We start from the raw sequence: 17,666 nt of genomic DNA, 5'->3' as shown, positions 1-17,666 counted from the left end.
CCATCACTCGTTCTCCCTCCACCACTGCTGTCCCTGCCGTCCCGCTGCCGTCCCCCTGAGCAGTTCCTCCAGCCGCGCCCAGCCCCGTTCGCGCGTGAACGCCTCCGTCCCCCAGCGCAGCGCCGGGACCGTCCGCACCAGGCCCGAAGGGTCGGCCGGGTCCCGTTCCAGCACCCGTACCTCGTCGATGCGCCGCCGCCCGTCGTGGTCGCGGACCACATGGAGGAGCACGGACAGCGCCGCCGCGAGCTGGCTGTGCAGGGCCGCGCGGTCCAGCCCCGCAGCCGTTCCGAGGGCCTCCAGCCGGGCGGGGACATCGGCGGCGGCATTGGCGTGCACGGTCCCGCAGCCGCCCTCATGGCCCGTGTTCAGCGCGGCGAGCAGATGCACCACCTCGGGTCCGCGCACCTCGCCGACGACCAGCCGGTCCGGGCGCATCCGCAGCGCCTGGCGCACCAGGTCCTCCAGCGCGACCAGCCCGGCGCCCTCCTGGTTGGCGGGCCTGCCCTCCAGCCGTACGACATGCGGATGGTCGGGGCGCAGCTCCGCCGAGTCCTCGGCCAGCACGATCCGCTCACCGGGTCCGACCAGGCCGAGCAGGGCGCTGAGCAGGGTGGTCTTGCCGCTGCCGGTGCCACCGCTGATGAGGAAGGACAGCCGGGCCCGCAGCAGCGCGCGCAGGACGCGGTCGCCGCCTGGCGGGACCGTGCCGACCGCGGTCAGTTCGCCGAGGGTGAAGGCGCGCGGGCGGACGACCCTCAAGGACAGACATGTGCAGCCGACGGCGACCGGGGGCAGTACCGCGTGGAGCCGTGTTCCGTCGGGCAGCCGGGCGTCGACCCAGGGCCGGGCGTCGTCCAGGCGGCGCCCGGCGACGGCGGCGAGGCGCTGGGCGAGGCGCCGTACGGCCGCCGGATCGGGGAAGGTGACCGGGGTCAGTTCCAGGCCGCCGCCGCGGTCGACCCAGACCCGGTCCGGGGCCGACACCAGGACGTCGGTGACCGAGGGGTCGGCGAGCAGCGGCTCCAGAGGGCCGCTGCCGATCAGTTCGGACCGCAACTGGCGGGCCGCGCCGAGCACTTCGGCGTCTCCCAGGACCTGGCCCTGTTCTCGCAGGGCCTGCGCCACCCGCGCGGGCGTGGGTTCGGCGCCGCTCTCCGCGAGCCACCGCCGTACCCCGTCGAGCAGGGCGGGCCCGGAACGGGCGCTCATGCGGCGTTCGCCTCGATCAGGGCGCGTTCCCAGAATCCCTTGCAGAAGCGGGCCAAGGGGCCTCGTCCACCGGCCGCGGGCGGTGTCCTGCTCCCGTCGGGCCGCAGCAGTCCGCCCTCCACGGGAACCTCCCCGGCGAGCGGCAGCCCGAGCAGACGGGCCACCTCGTGGTCGTCGAGTCCGGGCGTGTACGGCCCGCGGACGGCGACTCGCAGGTCGCGCAGGACCATGCCGACGGCCGAGGCCATGCGTCCGGCCGCGGCGACCGCGCGGAGTTCGCCGGGGACGACGATCAGGCCGATGTCGATCTGGGAGAGCAGTTCGGTGACCCCGTCGTCGAGGCGCCGGGGCAGATCGACCACAACGGTGCCGCTGCGGCGCCGGGCGGCGGAGAGCACCGCGCGGACGGCCGGTGCGGGGACGGTCACCTGGTCGCCGCGGTCCCAGCTGAGCACCCTCAGCCCGTGCAGTTCGGGCAGTGACTCCTCCAGCGCGCCGGCGCCGAGCCGCCCGCGCGAGGCGGCGAACGCGGGCCAGCGCAGCCCCTCCGCACTCTCGCCGCCGAGCAGTACGTCGAGTCCGCCGCCCAGGGGATCGGCGTCCACCAGCAGGGTGCGCAGTCCCTCCCGCGCGGAGGTGACGGCGAGCGCGCAGGCCAGCGTGGAGGCACCGGCCCCGCCCCGGCCGCCCATCACCCCGACGGTGAGGGCGGGCCGTCCGACGCCCTCGACCACATCGGCGATCCGGTCGACGAGCCACTGCTCGCCGTCGGGCAGGAGCAGGACATGGTCGGCGCCGATCCGGATGGCGCGCTCCCACACCCCCGGATCGTCCTGGTCGCGTCCGACGAGGACGACCCCGCGTCGCAGGGCCGTGCCGCGTACGCGTCCGGCGGCGTCGTCACCGACCAGGACCAGCGGCGCGGCCTCCCAGCGGGCGGTGCGTTCGGGTACGGCGTGGTGGACCTCGGGAGTGGCGCCGGCCGCCGCGCACAGGCGCAGCAGATCGTCCAGGAGGTCGGGGTCCTCGGTGAGGATCAGCGGTCCGGCGCGGCGGCCACGGCCGGGCTGCGGTGGATCGTGGGTGACGGTGGTGGACATGGGACTCCCCCTCGCTGTTCGGCTCGCGCGGCCCATGCGGCGCCGCGATTCCCGTAGGTGTGGAGAACCGGGGAACGGGCCTCCATATGAACGGCCGAAGGAAACCGGCCAAACGCGTCCGAGAAACGGGTCCGCCGATGGCGAACTCGCCTCGTTCGTGGCGCGTTGGAATGAGCGTGCAGCGAACCGTGGAAATGATGTGGATCTTGGTCGAAAACTGTGGACAACTCGGCGGCTGTGAATATCTCCGTCACCCATACCGGTGACGGTCCACAGATCCCTCACCACATCCCGCGCGACTCCCGCAGAGCAGTCCCAGCATTACGCAGAGTCACCGATCATGGACATGCGAAAGGGGCGGCCTCAGCCGCCCCGGCACGGTACGACGACCGTGGAAGATCAGGGGAAGAACGCGAAACGCCGTCCGGACATGCGACGACCCCCGCCGGGGGGGAGAGCGGGGGTCGTCCCCACGGCCGACTCGGGGGGGGAGGAGCCGGACCGGGTTAGCACGGTCGCGAACGATCCGTGACTTCCATGGTGTACCCGAGAGCCCTCTCAGGCAAACCCACGCGCCTCACCTTACGCCGAATGGGCTGCCCCTATGCTCAAGGGCGTGGATAACCACTCCTTGCCCCGCACAGCGGCCTTCTTTGATCTGGACAAGACGGTCATTGCGAAGTCGAGCACGCTCTCCTTCAGCAAGTCCTTCTACCAAGGCGGTCTGATCAACCGCCGGGCCGTCTTGCGTACCGCATATGCCCAGTTCGTGTTGCTCGTCGGCGGCATGGACCACGACCAGATGGAACGCACCCGCGCCTACCTCTCCCAGCTGGTGCGCGGCTGGGACGTCCGCCAGGTGCAGGAGATCGTGGCCGAGACCCTGCACGACATCATCGACCCGCTGATCTACGACGAGGCCGCCTCCCTCATCGAGGACCATCACATCGCCGGCCGCGATGTGGTGATCGTGTCCACGTCGGGTGCCGAGGTGGTCGAGCCGATCGGCGAACTGCTCGGCGCGGACCGCGTGGTGGCCACCCGGATGGTGATCGGCGACGACGGCCGCTTCACCGGCGAGGTCGAGTACTACGCCTACGGCCCCACCAAGGCCGAGGCCATCCGGCAGCTCGCCGCCTCCGAGGGCTATGACCTCGCCCGCTGCTTCGCCTACAGCGACTCGGCGACCGATCTGCCGATGCTGGAGACCGTCGGCCACCCCCACGCCGTGAACCCGGACCGCGCGCTGCGCCGTGAGGCCCTCGCGCGCGGGTGGCCCATCCTGGACTTCCACCGTCCGGTCCGGCTCAAGCAGCGGCTGCCCTCGTTCTCCGTACCGCCGCGCCCGGCGTTGGTCGCCGCCGCCGCCATAGGAGCCGCCGCGGCCACCGCGGGCCTGGTCTGGTACGCCAGCCGCCGTCGTGCCGCAGCCCTGCGATCCGCCGCCTGACCTGCCCCTTTCCCGACGCCACCGGATACGCCGGTCACAGGTGCCTCATTACTGTTGCTTTGATCCTTTTTGAACCTAAAAGTAAAGAACCGTAGCCAGCCCTTCCGCTCCCCGCGGGGCGGGAGTACAAAGGACTCAACGGCCCGCGAGACCAAGGACATATCCGAGAGGATCACCTTCAACAACGCATCTGGCCCCACGGACCGAGCATGAGCACAGGGCACCCACGCGACGTCGACCCGTCGATTACGGGCCAGCCGCACCAGGTGACGGGCAAGGCTCCCGACCTGATGGGCAATACATCGAGGACGCTTGGTAACCAGGTGCGCATGCCAGCGGCGGTACGAGACCTCGTACCGCCGCATCCCTGTCCGGCCACCGGCCGACCGGCCCCGCGCGGGGCCGTTCTCCGTATCCCGCCCTAGAGAGGCGCCCCTGAGGAGCGACCCCGCCCGGGAGCGCACCGCTGGGCGCGGGGCCGGACCGCCGGGCGTGTCACCCACTCAGGCGGCACCGCGCTGCAACGCCTCACATACGGCCGTCGACTCGCGCGCGCCCAGTTCGACGGCCCGCGCGCAGTGCGTGATCCAGGCCGCCATCCCCTGCGGCGTCCCGGAGACATAACCGTCGAAGGCGGCGAGGTAGGCCGCACGGCCCAGTTCCGCGTGCCCGACCTCCGCCGGGCACACCGACTTCGGGTCCAGACCGCTGCCGACCAGCACGATCCGCTCCGCCGCCCGCGCGATCAGCCCGTTGTACGAGACGAAGGGCCGCAGCGCCAGCAGCTCCCCATGGACGACGGCCGCCGTGACCGGCGCCGGAGCCGAACCCCCGGCGACGATCAGCTCACTCAGCCCCTCCAGGCGGGCCGCGACCTCGTCCGCGCCCGGCAGCGGCACCTCGACGAACGGCTCCTCGACCGGCTCGCCCGCCAGCCGCGGGCGGCCCACCGTGTCCTGCTGGGTCGCCGCGGCGACCAGATGCAGCCGGGCCAGCACCCGCAGCGGCGACTGCCGCCAGATGGACAGCAGTTGACCCGCCTCGGCGGTCAGCCGCAGCGCGGCGCCCATCACACGCGCCTCGCCGTCCACCCCGAAGTCGCTGCGCCTGCGCACCTCTTCGAGCGCCCAGTCGGCACCGGAGAGCGCCGCCGAGCCCCGCGCCCCGCGCAACGCGGCCTCGGAGGTGATCTCGTTGCTGCGCCGCCGCATGACCCGGTGCCGGTAGACCCGGTCCACGGCCTTGCGCACGGACTCGACGGAGTCGGCCACACCGGGCAGCGAGCCCAGGGCCGCGAGCGGATCGTCGGTCGCGCCAGTCGTACTCATGGGTACGACCCTACGCACCCGGGGCGCGCACCCCACGAAGGAGTGGTCTTCTTCACGTCCCCGGGCCCGCCACGCGTCGCGCACCACTAGGCTTACTGAACATGAAAATTGCTTTCGTCGGGAAGGGCGGCAGCGGCAAGACCACCCTGTCGTCCCTCTTCATCCGCCATCTGGCCGCCACCGGCGCCCCCGTGGTCGCCGTCGACGCCGACATCAACCAGCATCTGGGACCCGCGCTCGGGCTGGACGACGACCAGGCCGCCGCGCTGCCGGCGATGGGCGACCGGCTGCCGCTGATCAAGGACTACCTGCGCGGCAGCAACCCGCGCATCGGCTCCGCGCAGACGATGATCAAGACGACCCCACCCGGCGAAGGCTCCCGGCTGCTGCGGGTCCGCGAGAACAATCCCGTCTACGACGCCTGTGCCCGGCAGGTGGAACTCGACGGCGGGGCCGTCCGTTTGATGGTCACGGGGCCCTTCACCGAAGCCGATCTGGGGGTCTCCTGCTACCACTCCAAGACGGGAGCGGTGGAGCTGTGCCTCAACCACCTGATCGACGGGCGTGACGAGTACGTCGTGGTCGACATGACGGCGGGTTCCGACTCCTTCGCCTCCGGCATGTTCACCCGCTTCGACATCACGTTCCTCGTCGCCGAGCCAACCCGGAAGGGGGTCTCCGTCTATCGCCAGTACAAGGAGTACGCACGCGACTTCGGCGTCACCCTCAAGGTCGTCGGCAACAAGGTGCAGGGCCAGGACGACCTCGACTTCCTGCGTGCCGAGGTCGGCGACGACCTGCTCGTCACGGTCGGACACTCGGACTGGGTACGGGCCATGGAGAAGGGCCGGCCGCCCCGGTTCGAGCTGCTGGAGGACCCCAACCGCCGGGCCCTGGAGCAGCTGCGCACCGCCGCCGACGCCACCTACGCGCTGCGCGACTGGGAGAACTACACCCGCCAGATGGTGCACTTCCATCTGAAGAACGCCCGGTCGTGGGGCAACGAGCGCACCGGAGCCGACCTGGCGGCCCAGGTCGACCCCGGTTTCGTACTCGGCGAGAGCGTCACCGCTCCCGCGTAGCCCGCTGTCGTGGTGGGCGGACAGGGCCGCCGGCCGTCCGGGTCACTTCCGGTCGGCGGGCGGTGCTCCCGGAACCCCCTTGGGCGCCGGAGCCGGGCTCGCCGACAGGAACGGCTCCCAGCCCTGCCGCGGAGCCTCGCCCACCTTCAGGGTGCGCAGCTTGTCCAGGGTCTTCGGGTCCTGGGCGTCCAGCCAGTCGGCGAGCTGCCGGAAGGAGACGCAGCGCACCTCCGACTTCGTACAGACCCCCTCGACGACCTCCTCGATGGCGCGCATATAGGTGCCGCCGTTCCAGGACTCGAAGTGGTTGCCGATGATCAGCGGCGCGCGGTTGCCGTCGTAGGCCCGCTGGAAGCCCTGGAGCAGTCCGTCACGCATCTGGTCGCCCCAGTACTGGTACTGGGACGGGTCGCCCTGGGTGGTGGTGCCGGACTGGTTGACCATGAAGTTGTAGTCCATGGTGAGCTGCTCGTAGGTGTGGCCGGGGAAGGGGACGAGCTGCATGGACAGGTCCCACAGGCCCTCCTTCTTGCCGGGCCAGACCTGGTTGTTGACGCCGCTGGTGTCATAGCGGAAGCCCAGTTCGGCGGCGGCCTTGGTGAAGTTCTGCTGCCCCTCCAGGCACGGCGTGCGGGCGCCGATCAGCTCCTTGTCGTAGTCGAACGGGAGCGGGTCCGCGTCCCGCATGCCGGTGTTGGTCTTCCAGGACTTCACGAACTGCTTGGCCTGGGCGATCTCGTCCTTCCACTCCTCCACCGACCATTCGCCGACGCCGCCGCCCTCGCCGCAGAAGTGGCCGTTGAAGTGGGTACCGACCTCATTGCCCTCCAGCCAGGCCAGACGGAGCTGCTTCACGGTGTCGGCGATGCCCTGGGCGTCGTTGAAGCCGATGTCGGAGCGGCCCGGTGAGTGCTGCGGGGGCCTGTAGAGGTCGCTCTTCTCCTCGGGCAGCAGATACACGCCGCTGAGGAAGTACGTCATGGTGGCGTTGTTCTTCTTGGAGACCTCGCGGAAGTGCGAGAAGAGCCGCTGACTGTCCTCACCGGCGCCGTCCCAGGAGAACACCACGAACTGCGGCGGTTTCTGACCGGGCTTCAGCCGTTCGGGACGGGGCAGGTGCGGCTGGGCGCCGGTGAACGCGGTGGAGCCGTCGCCGATGAGCCGGACCGCGCTCTTGGGCGCCTGGGCGGGCTGGGCCTTGTCCGGTCCGCCCACGCCTTCCCCGGAACCGGTGGTGCCGATGCCGCAGCCGGCGAGCGAGGCGGCGCAGACCGCGGCGACCACGGCGCCCGCGGCGATCCTCTGGGTGGCGGCCATGTCCGCCCACCTTCTTCCTTCTCTCGGGCCAACGCGCCGCCGATGACCGGGCGGCGTCCGCCGGAAGAACCGGCGGCGCGGTCAAGCTCGCATGGAATGAAGAAGTAATTAGTACGACAAGCCGACTGAATTACTGATTCGCTCATCAAGGTGATCTACTAGCCCATTTGCCCCTTAAGTCCATGCTTGACCTTTACTCTGGATTACGATCCGTTTACCAAGCGCTCATTTCATCCCGCCGCTGCATGCCGTGCCCCACGGCCGCGACCCGACCCCCGCCCCACACGGGGACCACCTGTTCCGCGACCGCGCCGCCCCGGAGGAGACGGGACTCGATGTCTGCCTTCCGCACATTGCCCCAAGCACTGGAAACCGCACGGGCCAAGGGAACCCGCCTCGTCGATTCCCGGCGCTCACGCCATGCCCACCAGCCCCACAGCCCGCCCCCGGCAGGACGGCACGGTCGCTTCCGGGTCGCGGGCGCCGATGTCTCGGCCGCCATCGCGGTCTTCCTGATCGCCCTGCCGCTCTCCCTGGGCATCGCCCTGGCCACCGGCGCCCCGCTCCAGGCAGGGCTGGTCGCCGCCGCCGTCGGCGGACTGGTCGCCGGACGGCTCGGCGGCTCGGCGCTCCAGGTCAGCGGGCCCGCCGCCGGACTGACCGTGGTCACCGCCGACCTGATCCACCGCTACGGCTGGCGGATCACCTGCGCCATCACCGTCCTCGCCGGGATCGCCCAGCTCGGCCTCGGCTGTCTGCGCGTGGCGCGCTCCGCGCTCGCCGTCAGCCCCGCCATCGTGCACGGCATGCTCGCCGGGATCGGCGTCACCATCGCCGTAGCCCAGCTGCACATCGTCCTCGGCGGCACCCCGCAGAGCGCGGTCCTGGACAACCTCGCCGCGCTCCCCGCCCAGCTGGCGCAGCTGCACCCGGCCGCCGTCTCGATGAGCGCGCTCACCCTCGCCCTGCTCTTCCTCTGGCCCCGGATTCCCGGCCGTGCCGGACAACTGCTGCGCAGAATCCCGGCCCCGCTCATCGCCGTCGCCGGAGCCACCGCTACCGCCTCGCTCGCCGGGATCGCCCTGCCCAAGGTGGAGCTGCCGTCCTGGCACAGCCACGCGCTGGCCGGACTGCCCGAGGGCCCGGCGCTCGGCCTCGCCACCGCCGTCCTCACCACCACGCTGGTGTGCAGTGTGCAGTCGCTGCTCGGCGCCGTCGCCGTGGACAAGCTGGCCGCCGCCCGTCCCGGCCTCACCGCCAAGGTCGGCCGCTCCGACCTGGACCGCGAACTGCTCGGCCAGGGCGCCGCCAACATCGCCTCCGGGGCGCTCGGCGGACTGCCCGTCGCGGGGGTCGCCGTACGGAGTTCGGCGAATGTGAACGCGGGTGCCGTCAGCAGGAACTCCACGATGCTGCACGGCGTTCTCGTAGTAGTCGCCGCACTGCTGATGATTCCGGTGCTGGAGCTGATCCCGCTGGCCTCGCTCGCCGCCCTGGTGATGGCCGTCGGCATCCAGATGGTCTCCCTGAACCACATCCGTACGGTGACCCGCCACCGCGAAGTGCTGGTCTACGCGGTGACCACGCTGGGCGTGGTGCTCCTCGGCGTCCTGGAGGGCGTGACGCTGGGGATCGCCGTCGCCGTCGCGGTCGCCCTCAACCGCCTGGCCCGCACCCGGATCACCCACGACGAACAGGAAGGAGCCCACCACATCCAGGTCAGAGGCCAGTTGACGTTTCTCGCCGTGCCCCGCCTCAGCCGCGCCCTGCACCATGTGCCGCACGGGGCCCATGCCGTCGTCGAGTTGGACGGCTCCTTCATGGACCACGCGGCCTACGAGACGCTCCAGGACTGGCGCAACACCCACACCGCCCAGGGCGGCACCGTCCATCTCACCGGCCGCCGCGGTCCCCGGCTCACCGGGCCCACCATCACCCCACTCCTCGACCTCGACTCGCCGACGTCGGGGGCGGGGGCGGGGGTAGGGGTGGGGGTTGCGGTGGGCGCGAGGTCGGAGGGGGCGGGTGACGCTGGGGGGTGCGGGGGTAGCGGCGGTGGGGGTACGGGAGTCGCCGCGTCCACTGGGTCTGTCGGGACCGCTGGGGCCCAGTCCTCAGGGTCTGCTGGGTCCAACGGGCCTGCCAGGTCCAATGGGTTCAACGGGTCCGATGGGTCCGATGGGTCCGATGGGTTCAGCGGGGACCCGGGGATCACCGGGACGACCGGGGTCGCCGAAGTGCCGGGAGCGGGCGGCATCGACGCGGTGGCGGGCGCCGGGCGGGCCTTGGGAGAGGGCTGTGCGGCGGGAGCGGTGGGCGTACCGGGGGGCGCCGGAACCAAGGGAACGATGGGCGAACCGGAGGGCGCCGGAAGAGAGGAAGCGCTGGGCGTACCGGGGAGCGCCGGAATCGACGGAGCGCTGAGAGCAGGCGAGGTAGACGGCCTGGTGGGAAGCGACGCTCCCATCGCCGACTGCCGCTGTCGACCTTGGACGCCTTGGCGCAACCATCAGTGCGAGCCGACCGGTTCGCCATGGAGAGGGGAGGACTTGGAGGGGGCGTATACGGAGGGCGCGTCAGCGATGTCGGCGGTAGCGTCTGAGTCACCGGGGTCGGTTGAGTCGGCCGAGTGGTCGGGGTCGGTGGGTCTTCCGGGGGCGGGGTCCCGGTTCGGGCCGGGGTCGCCCGACCGGACGGCACCGGACGGCACCGCGCCGGACCCTCTCGCCGGACCCGACCGGCGTACGCATGGGGGCGGACGACGGGGCGGCTTGACTCCGTCCCCCGCCGGGGCGGCTGGGCGTGACACCGGAGCAGACGGCGTCACCGTGGCCCTTGGCGCGGACATCGGGGCCGACGCGGGAGTCGGCACGACCGGTGCCAGCGCTCGCACCGGCACCAAGGCCGACGCGGAGGCGAGCGCGGGGGCCGACCCGACCGGTGCTGGCGCCAGCACCGGGAACGGCACCGGCACCGGCACCGCGGCTGACGCCGGCATCGGAACCGGCGCTGACACCGGCGCCACCACTGCCACCCCCGCCAAAGACAACAGCACCGCTCACACCGCCCCCGAACCCGAACCCGATCCCAACACCGCCCCGCCCCCCATCACCCAAGCCCATCCCCCCACCGCCCCGACCGCCCCCACCTCCGCCGACCCGATCTCACCCACAGCTTCCGCTCCCGCTCCCCCCACACCCCACCCCCCAAGCAGCCACCAGCTCGCCCGAGGGATCAGCGCGTTCCAGCGGAACACCGCGCCGCTCGTGCGGGGCGAGCTGGCCCGGCTGGCGCGGGAGGGACAGCGGCCGTCGCAGCTGTTCCTCACCTGCGCCGACTCACGGGTCGTCACCTCGATGATCACGTCCAGTGGTCCGGGTGATCTGTTCGTCGTGCGCAATGTGGGCAATCTGGTTCCCCTGCCAGGGGCGGAGAGCGGGGACGACTCCGTCGCGGCGGCGATCGAGTACGCGGTGGATGTGCTGCGGGTCCGGTCCATCACGGTGTGCGGGCACTCGGGGTGCAGTGGGATGCAGGCGCTGCTCAACGCCGAGCCGGGCGGGGCGATGACGCCGCTCAGACGGTGGCTGCGGCACGGCAGGCCCAGTCTGGAGCGGATGGCCGACGCCGAGCGCCCCTGGCCCCGGTTGGCCGGACGCCGTCCGGCGGACGCGGTCGAGCAGCTGTGCCTGACGAATGTGGTGCAGCAGCTGGAGCATCTGCGGGCCCATGAGGCGGTGGCGCAGGCGCTGGGAGCGGGGGCGTTGGAGCTGCATGGAATGTACTTCCATGTGGGTGAGGCGCAGGCGTATCTGCTCACGGAGCGGGGCGAGGACCGGGTGTTCGACGATGTGGAAGGAGCGGACGGGCTGCGCAGCCGGGCCTGAGGGAACGGTGCTGCTCCGCAATCCCCCGCCGGGACCGTACGACGGGATCGCAACGGCGCGACGGCGGGGCGGCGGCGCGGCGGGACCGCGGGACGCGGTGATCTGACGCCGCCCGCATGTCGCACCACCACCCCACCGCGGCGCCACGTGTGACATGGAAGACACGCCCTGAACCAGGCAGGGGCGGCGTCCGTGGGAAGGGAGGAATGGAGCCGTGAACCTAGAGCGTGAACAGTGAGTACGACGTGCCCCGTGGCCGACGGGAAGGCGGAGGGACCGGTTCAGGGATGTCCCGAGGATGCGGCTGGGACACACCGGAGATTCAGGGGTGCCCCGGGAAATCCCTCCTCACAGGTCTAAACCATTTGCCCGTCGGCCCTTGTCATCGGCCCCTCGGTTCTGGTGAGCTGTGGCTTGGGACACAACGGACACCCTTGGAAAGGGAGATGTCGTGAGCAACGAAAGCCTGGCCAACCTGCTGAAGGAAGAGCGCAGGTTCGCACCCCCCGCCGACCTGGCAGCGAACGCCAACGTCACGGCGGAGGCGTATGAACAGGCCAAGGCTGACAGGCTCGGCTTCTGGGCCGAGCAGGCCCGTCGGCTGAGCTGGGCCAAGGAGCCGACGGAGACGCTGGACTGGTCGAACCCGCCGTTCGCCAAGTGGTTCAAGGACGGCACGCTGAATGTGGCGTACAACTGCGTCGACCGGCATGTGGAGAACGGGCTCGGTGACCGGGTCGCCATCCACTTCGAGGGCGAGCCGGGCGACAGCCGGGCGCTCACCTACGCGCAGCTCAAGGACGAGGTGTCGAGGGCGGCCAACGCGCTGCTGGAGCTGGGCGTGACCAAGGGCGACCGGGTCGCGATCTACATGCCGATGATCCCGGAGACGGCGGTCGCGATGCTGGCGTGCGCCCGGATCGGCGCCGCGCACTCCGTGGTGTTCGGCGGCTTCTCCTCCGACGCGCTGGCGACCCGTATCCAGGACGCCGACGCGAAGGTGGTCATCACGGCCGACGGCGGCTACCGCCGGGGCAAGCCCTCCGCGCTGAAGCCCGCCGTGGACGAGGCGGTGCAGAAGGCGGGCAATGTCGACCACGTCCTGGTCGTACGCCGCACCGAGCAGGACGTGGCCTGGGACGACACCCGGGACACCTGGTGGCACGAGATCGTGGGACGGCAGTCGGCGGAGCACACGCCGGAGGCGTTCGAGGCCGAGCACCCGCTGTTCATCCTGTACACCTCCGGTACTACGGGTAAGCCCAAGGGCATCCTGCACACCTCGGGCGGCTACCTCACCCAGGCGTCGTACACCCACCACGCGGTCTTCGACCTCAAGCCGGAGACCGACGTCTACTGGTGCACCGCCGACGTCGGCTGGGTCACCGGGCACTCCTACATCGTCTACGGGCCGCTCGCCAACGGCGCCACGCAGGTGATGTACGAGGGCACGCCCGACACCCCGCACCAGGGGCGGTTCTGGGAGATCGTGCAGAAGTACGGGGTGACGATCCTCTACACCGCGCCCACCGCGATCCGTACGTTCATGAAGTGGGGCGACGACATCCCCGCGAAGTTCGATCTCAGCAGCCTGCGCGTGCTGGGCTCGGTCGGGGAGCCGATCAACCCCGAGGCGTGGATCTGGTACCGCAAGCACATCGGTGCCGACCGCACGCCGATCGTGGACACCTGGTGGCAGACCGAGACCGGCGCGATGATGATCTCTCCGCTGCCGGGGGTCACCGAGACCAAGCCGGGGTCCGCGCAGCGCCCGCTGCCCGGTATCTCCGCGACCGTCGTCGACGACGAGGCCAACGAGGTGCCCAACGGCGGGGGCGGCTATCTGGTGCTGACCGAGCCGTGGCCGTCGATGCTGCGCACCATCTGGGGCGACGACCAGCGGTTCCTGGACACGTACTGGTCGCGCTTCGAGGGCAAGTACTTCGCCGGTGACGGGGCGAAGAAGGACGACGACGGCGACATCTGGCTGCTCGGCCGGGTGGACGACGTCATGCTGGTGTCCGGTCACAACATCTCCACCACGGAGGTGGAGTCGGCGCTCGTCTCGCACCCGGCGGTCGCCGAGGCGGCGGTCGTCGGCGCGACCGACGAGACGACCGGTCAGGCGATCGTCGCGTTCGTGATCCTGCGCGGTTCGGCCACGGAGGACGAGGGCCTGATCAACGAGTTGCGCAACCACGTGGGCACCACGCTCGGCCCGATCGCCAAGCCCAAGCGGGTGCTGCCGGTGGCCGAGCTGCCGAAGACCCGCTCGGGCAAGATCATGCGCCGGCTGCTGCGCGATGTCGCGGAGAACCGGCAGGTCGGCGATGTCACCACGCTCGCCGACTCCACGGTGATGAACCTCATCCAGGCCCAGCTCCCGTCGGCCCCCAGCGAGGACTGACCGACCCGCACCGCGAGGCCGCCGCGCCCACCAGCGCCGCGACGGCCGAAAGAGGCACCCCACCCGGGGTGCCTCTTTCCTTTTCCGGCACCCCTCACCTCGTCACCTCGTCCGGCCTGATCCGACGCGCCCCTCACCCCGTACGACCCTGACCCCGCACACCTCTCACCCCGTACGACCCCGGTCCCACGCGCCCCTCACCTCGCCCGACCCCGACCCCGACCCCGACCCCGTACGACCCTGATCCCGCCGCCTCTCACCCCGCACGACCCCGATCCCGCGCGGCCCCCACCCCGTACGACCCCCACCCCGCGAGCGCCTCCCCCAGCCGCCCCTCACTCCACACAACCCCGATCCCGCACGCCCCTCACCTCGCCCGACCCCGATCCCGCGGGCCCCATCCCGCACACCTCTCCCCCTCCACCCGCCTCCACCCTCCACACCCCCTCCGACCCCAGCCCAACACACCCCCCATCCCGCACACCCCCACCCCCCATACACCCCCCACTCCACAGCCCCCCTCCCCCATCCCCCTACGCCCCTCATCTCGTACGGTTAAAATAAGAAGCGCGTCAACAATGCGACAAGATCGCGACCCGTTGTCGCGGAGATCTGCAACTGGTGTGCCGGGAAGTCTGGTCGGCAAATGTCCCGTCATGCTCACCGACCGGAGGTCTCACCGTGTCCGCGCCTGTCCACCGCAGCAAGGAAAACGCCGCAGAGAACGCCGGGGGCACCGGTCCCCGCAAGGTGCTGGGACGTCTGTCGCTGCCCGAGCGGACCTTCGTCGCGGACGCCCTGCGCACCGAGACGGTCGGCGGTGTGCTGCTGCTGGTCGCCGCCGTCGCCGCGCTGATCTGGGCGAACGTACCCGCCTTCGGTGACAGCTATCAGTCCGTGGCGCAGTACCACATCGGTCCCTCGGCGCTCGGTCTCGATCTCTCCCTGGCCCACTGGGCGGCCGACGGCCTGCTGGCGATCTTCTTCTTCGTGGCCGGTATCGAGCTGAAGCGTGAGCTGGTCGCCGGTGATCTGCGCGATCCGAAGGCCGCCGCGCTGCCCGTGGTCGCGGCCCTGTGCGGGATGGCCGTACCGGCGCTGGTCTACGCGCTGACCGCGTCCGCCGGGGGCGGGTCGCTCGCGGGCTGGGCGGTGCCGACGGCCACCGACATCGCCTTCGCGCTCGCCGTGCTCGCGGTGATCGGTACGTCGCTGCCCAGCGCCCTGCGCGCGTTTCTGCTGACCCTCGCGGTCGTGGACGACCTCTTCGCGATACTGATCATCGCGATCTTCTTCACCGACCAGCTGAACTTCGCCGCGCTCGGCAGCGCCGTACTCGGCCTGGTGGTCTTCTGGGTGCTGCTGCGCAAGGGCGTACGCGGCTGGTACCTCTACGTCCCGCTGGCGCTGGTGATCTGGGCGCTGATGTACAACAGCGGCATCCACGCCACCATCGCGGGCGTCGCGATGGGCCTGATGCTGCGCTGCACCACCCGGGACGGCGAGAAGCAGTCGCTCGGCGAGCACATCGAACATCTCGTACGGCCGCTGTCGGCAGGGTTCGCGGTGCCGCTGTTCGCCCTGTTCAGCGCGGGTGTGGCGGTGTCCGGCGGCGCACTGCGGGACGTCTTCACACAGCCCGAGACGCTCGGCGTGGTGCTGGGGCTGGTGGTCGGCAAGACGGTCGGCATCTTCGGCGGCACCTGGCTCACCGCCCGCTTCACCCGGGCCTCCCTCAGCGACGATCTGGCCTGGGGCGATGTCTTCGCGGTCGCCTCGCTCGCCGGTATCGGCTTCACCGTCTCCCTGCTCATCGGCGAACTCGCGTTCGACGGCGACCCGGCGCTGACCGGCGAGATCAAGGCCGCCGTGCTCATGGGCTCGCTCATAGCCGCCGTCCTCGCCACCGTCCTGCTGAAGATACGGAACGCCAAGTACCGCCGGATGGTCGAGGACGAGGACCGCGACGACGACCTCGACGGCATCCCCGACATCTACGAGGAGCACGACCCGGCGTACCACCTGCGGATGGCGGAGATCTACGAGCGCAAGGCCGCCGAGCACCGCAGGATCGCCGAAGAACGTGCCCTCGCGGCCCGCGACGCGGTTGCCGAAGTGCCGGGCGGGGCAGGCGATGAGAACCGCGGTCCGGCATGATCTGACGAGACGGTACAAAAGAGCGGCACCGGACGCGTCGGCCGAGCTGGACAGCGAGACTGGACACAGGCGCGCGGGACGGACCGTACGCACATGAGGGAGACCGCGATGAGCGCACCCGACGGCAGCCCGGTCGGCGCGGAACGCAGCATCGGCCAGCTGTTCGCCTCGGCGACCAGCGATATGTCGGCGCTGGTGCACGACGAGATCGCGCTGGCGAAGGCGCAGCTCAAGCAGGACGTCAAGCGGGGCGCGATGAGCGGTGGCGCGTTCAGCGTGGCCGCGGTCGTCCTGCTGTTCTCCCTGCCGATGCTGAACTTCGCACTGGCGTACGGCATCCGCACCTGGAGCGGCTGGAATCTGGCGCTCTGCTTCCTGCTGTCGTTCGCGGCGAATGTGCTGGTGGCGGTCGCTCTCGCGATGATCGGTCTGTTCTTCGCGAAGAAGGCCAAGAAGGGCAAGGGCCCGCAGAAGGTCGCCGCGTCCGTGAAGGAGACCGCGGGCGTGCTCCAGAACGCCAAGCCGCACCCGCGCCCGGAGCCGGCCCAGGACCGTCCGGCGCTGACGGCCGCGGACGGCCGGGTTCCGGAGGCCATCGAGGCCGGGGCGCGCGGTTCGTCATGACCGATCCGGCCACTCCTTCGGCGCATCCCTCCTCGGTCGTACGGGTCGATCTACCAGGCGGGCGGGCGGTCACGCACCGCGATGTGGCGGCCAACGGGGCCCGTTTCCACATCGCGGAAGTCGGTGACGGTCCGCTGGTCATGCTGGTGCATGGCTTCCCGCAGTTCTGGTGGACCTGGCGGCATCAGCTGACCGCGCTCGCCGACGCGGGTTTCCGGGCGGTCGCCATGGATCTGCGCGGTGTCGGCGGCAGCGACCGCACCCCGCGCGGCTACGACCCCGCCAACCTCGCCCTCGACATCACCGGCGTGATCCGCTCCCTCGGCGAGCCCGACGCGGCGCTGGTCGGCCATGACCTGGGCGGCTATCTCGCCTGGACGGCCGCGGTCATGCGCCCCAAGCTGGTACGACGGCTGGTGGTCTCCTCGATGCCGCACCCCCGGCGCTGGCGCTCGGCGATGCTCACCGACGCCCGGCAGACCGCCGCCAGCTCCTACATCTGGGGGTTCCAGCGGCCCTGGATTCCCGAGCGGCAACTCGTCGCCGACGACGCGGCGCTGGTCGGCCGGCTGATCCGGGACTGGTCCGGCCCGAAGCTGCCGGACGACGCGGCGGTGGAGACCTACCGGCGGGCGATGAGCATCCCGTCCACCGCGCACTGTTCGATCGAGCCGTACCGCTGGCTGGTGCGCTCGCTGGCCCGACCCGACGGCATCCAGTTCAACCGGCGGATGAAACGGCCGGTGCGGGTGCCGACCCTGCATCTGCACGGCTCGCTGGACCCGGTGACCCGGACCCGCAGCGCGGCCGGTTCCGGTGAGTACGTCGAAGCGCCGTACCGGTGGCGGCTGTTCGACGGGCTGGGCCATTTCCCGCACGAGGAGGACCCGGTGGGCTTCTCGGGCGAGCTGGTGAACTGGCTGAAGGACCCGGAACCGGACCGGTGACGCCCGCTCGCGGGAGGCGGCCCGGCAACCTCGACGACCCACCCACCGGGCATTCCCCTACGGCTCCGACGGCCTTCCGGTCGAGCATTCCCTACGGCTCCGAGGACCTTCCCATGCATACGCCTACGGCTGTGGCGGCCTACCCGACGGGCGTA

11 protein-coding genes are annotated in these 17,666 nt (G+C 71.1%); 7 read left to right on the top strand and 4 right to left on the bottom strand.

Annotated elements, in window-relative coordinates; genetic code table 11:
• Positions 1-3: 3 nt before the first annotated feature.
• Positions 4-1,212 (bottom strand): TadA family conjugal transfer-associated ATPase, encoded by a 1,209-nt coding sequence (locus AB0D49_RS35405; protein WP_362766091.1) that lies wholly within the window; start codon positions 1,210-1,212, stop codon positions 4-6.
• Positions 1,209-2,312 (bottom strand): septum site-determining protein Ssd, encoded by a 1,104-nt coding sequence (gene ssd / locus AB0D49_RS35400; protein ID WP_362766088.1) that lies wholly within the window; start codon positions 2,310-2,312, stop codon positions 1,209-1,211. The genes AB0D49_RS35405 and ssd overlap by 4 nt, the downstream gene beginning before the upstream one ends.
• A gap of 604 nt (positions 2,313-2,916) precedes the next feature.
• Here ssd and AB0D49_RS35395 point away from each other — a divergent pair.
• Entirely contained in the window at positions 2,917-3,762 is an 846-nt protein-coding gene (locus AB0D49_RS35395; RefSeq protein WP_362766085.1) for an HAD-IB family hydrolase, read from the top strand.
• A gap of 503 nt (positions 3,763-4,265) precedes the next feature.
• On the opposite strand, the gene AB0D49_RS35390 is transcribed toward AB0D49_RS35395, so the two are convergent.
• Complete coding sequence (locus tag AB0D49_RS35390; RefSeq protein WP_362766082.1) at positions 4,266-5,090, bottom strand: oxidoreductase; 825 nt, start codon at positions 5,088-5,090, stop codon at positions 4,266-4,268.
• 101 nt (positions 5,091-5,191) lie between these two features.
• On the opposite strand from AB0D49_RS35390, the gene AB0D49_RS35385 reads away from it, so the two are divergent.
• Positions 5,192-6,172 carry an ATP-binding protein gene (locus AB0D49_RS35385; RefSeq protein WP_362766079.1) on the top strand — a complete coding sequence of 327 codons (981 nt, stop codon included), beginning with the start codon at positions 5,192-5,194 and terminating at the stop codon, positions 6,170-6,172.
• Between the two features lie 42 nt (positions 6,173-6,214).
• On the opposite strand, the gene AB0D49_RS35380 is transcribed toward AB0D49_RS35385, so the two are convergent.
• On the bottom strand, positions 6,215-7,489 hold the full coding sequence (locus AB0D49_RS35380) for a hypothetical protein (protein ID WP_362766076.1): 1,275 nt from the start codon (positions 7,487-7,489) through the stop codon (positions 6,215-6,217).
• A gap of 335 nt (positions 7,490-7,824) precedes the next feature.
• Here AB0D49_RS35380 and AB0D49_RS35375 point away from each other — a divergent pair, with 335 nt between their 5' ends.
• The 5 genes from AB0D49_RS35375 to AB0D49_RS35355 all read left to right on the top strand — a co-directional run bounded on the left by AB0D49_RS35375 (position 7,825) and on the right by AB0D49_RS35355 (position 17,511).
• Complete coding sequence (locus AB0D49_RS35375; protein WP_362766074.1) at positions 7,825-11,376, top strand: SulP family inorganic anion transporter; 3,552 nt, start codon at positions 7,825-7,827, stop codon at positions 11,374-11,376.
• Positions 11,377-11,827: 451 nt separating this feature from the next.
• The gene (gene acs, locus AB0D49_RS35370) at positions 11,828-13,783 is read left to right on the top strand and encodes an acetate--CoA ligase (RefSeq protein ID WP_362766071.1); all 1,956 of its coding nucleotides are present in this window, start codon (positions 11,828-11,830) and stop codon (positions 13,781-13,783) included.
• A 750-nt stretch (positions 13,784-14,533) separates the two neighbouring features.
• Positions 14,534-15,940, top strand: coding sequence for a Na+/H+ antiporter NhaA (gene nhaA / locus AB0D49_RS35365; RefSeq protein ID WP_362766267.1), 1,407 nt, complete (start codon positions 14,534-14,536; stop codon positions 15,938-15,940).
• A 108-nt stretch (positions 15,941-16,048) separates the two neighbouring features.
• Complete coding sequence (locus tag AB0D49_RS35360; RefSeq protein WP_362766068.1) at positions 16,049-16,564, top strand: phage holin family protein; 516 nt, start codon at positions 16,049-16,051, stop codon at positions 16,562-16,564.
• On the top strand, positions 16,561-17,511 hold the full coding sequence (locus AB0D49_RS35355; protein WP_362766065.1) for an alpha/beta hydrolase: 951 nt from the start codon (positions 16,561-16,563) through the stop codon (positions 17,509-17,511). Before AB0D49_RS35360 ends, AB0D49_RS35355 begins: the two co-directional genes overlap by 4 nt.
• Positions 17,512-17,666 lie beyond the last annotated feature (155 nt).

It is taken from the genome of Streptomyces sp. NPDC048290 (assembly GCF_040652095.1).
In the GTDB taxonomy this organism is placed as follows: domain Bacteria; phylum Actinomycetota; class Actinomycetes; order Streptomycetales; family Streptomycetaceae; genus Streptomyces.
Note: the sequence above shows the minus strand (reverse complement) of the source record. Positions and strands in the feature narration are given on the sequence as shown.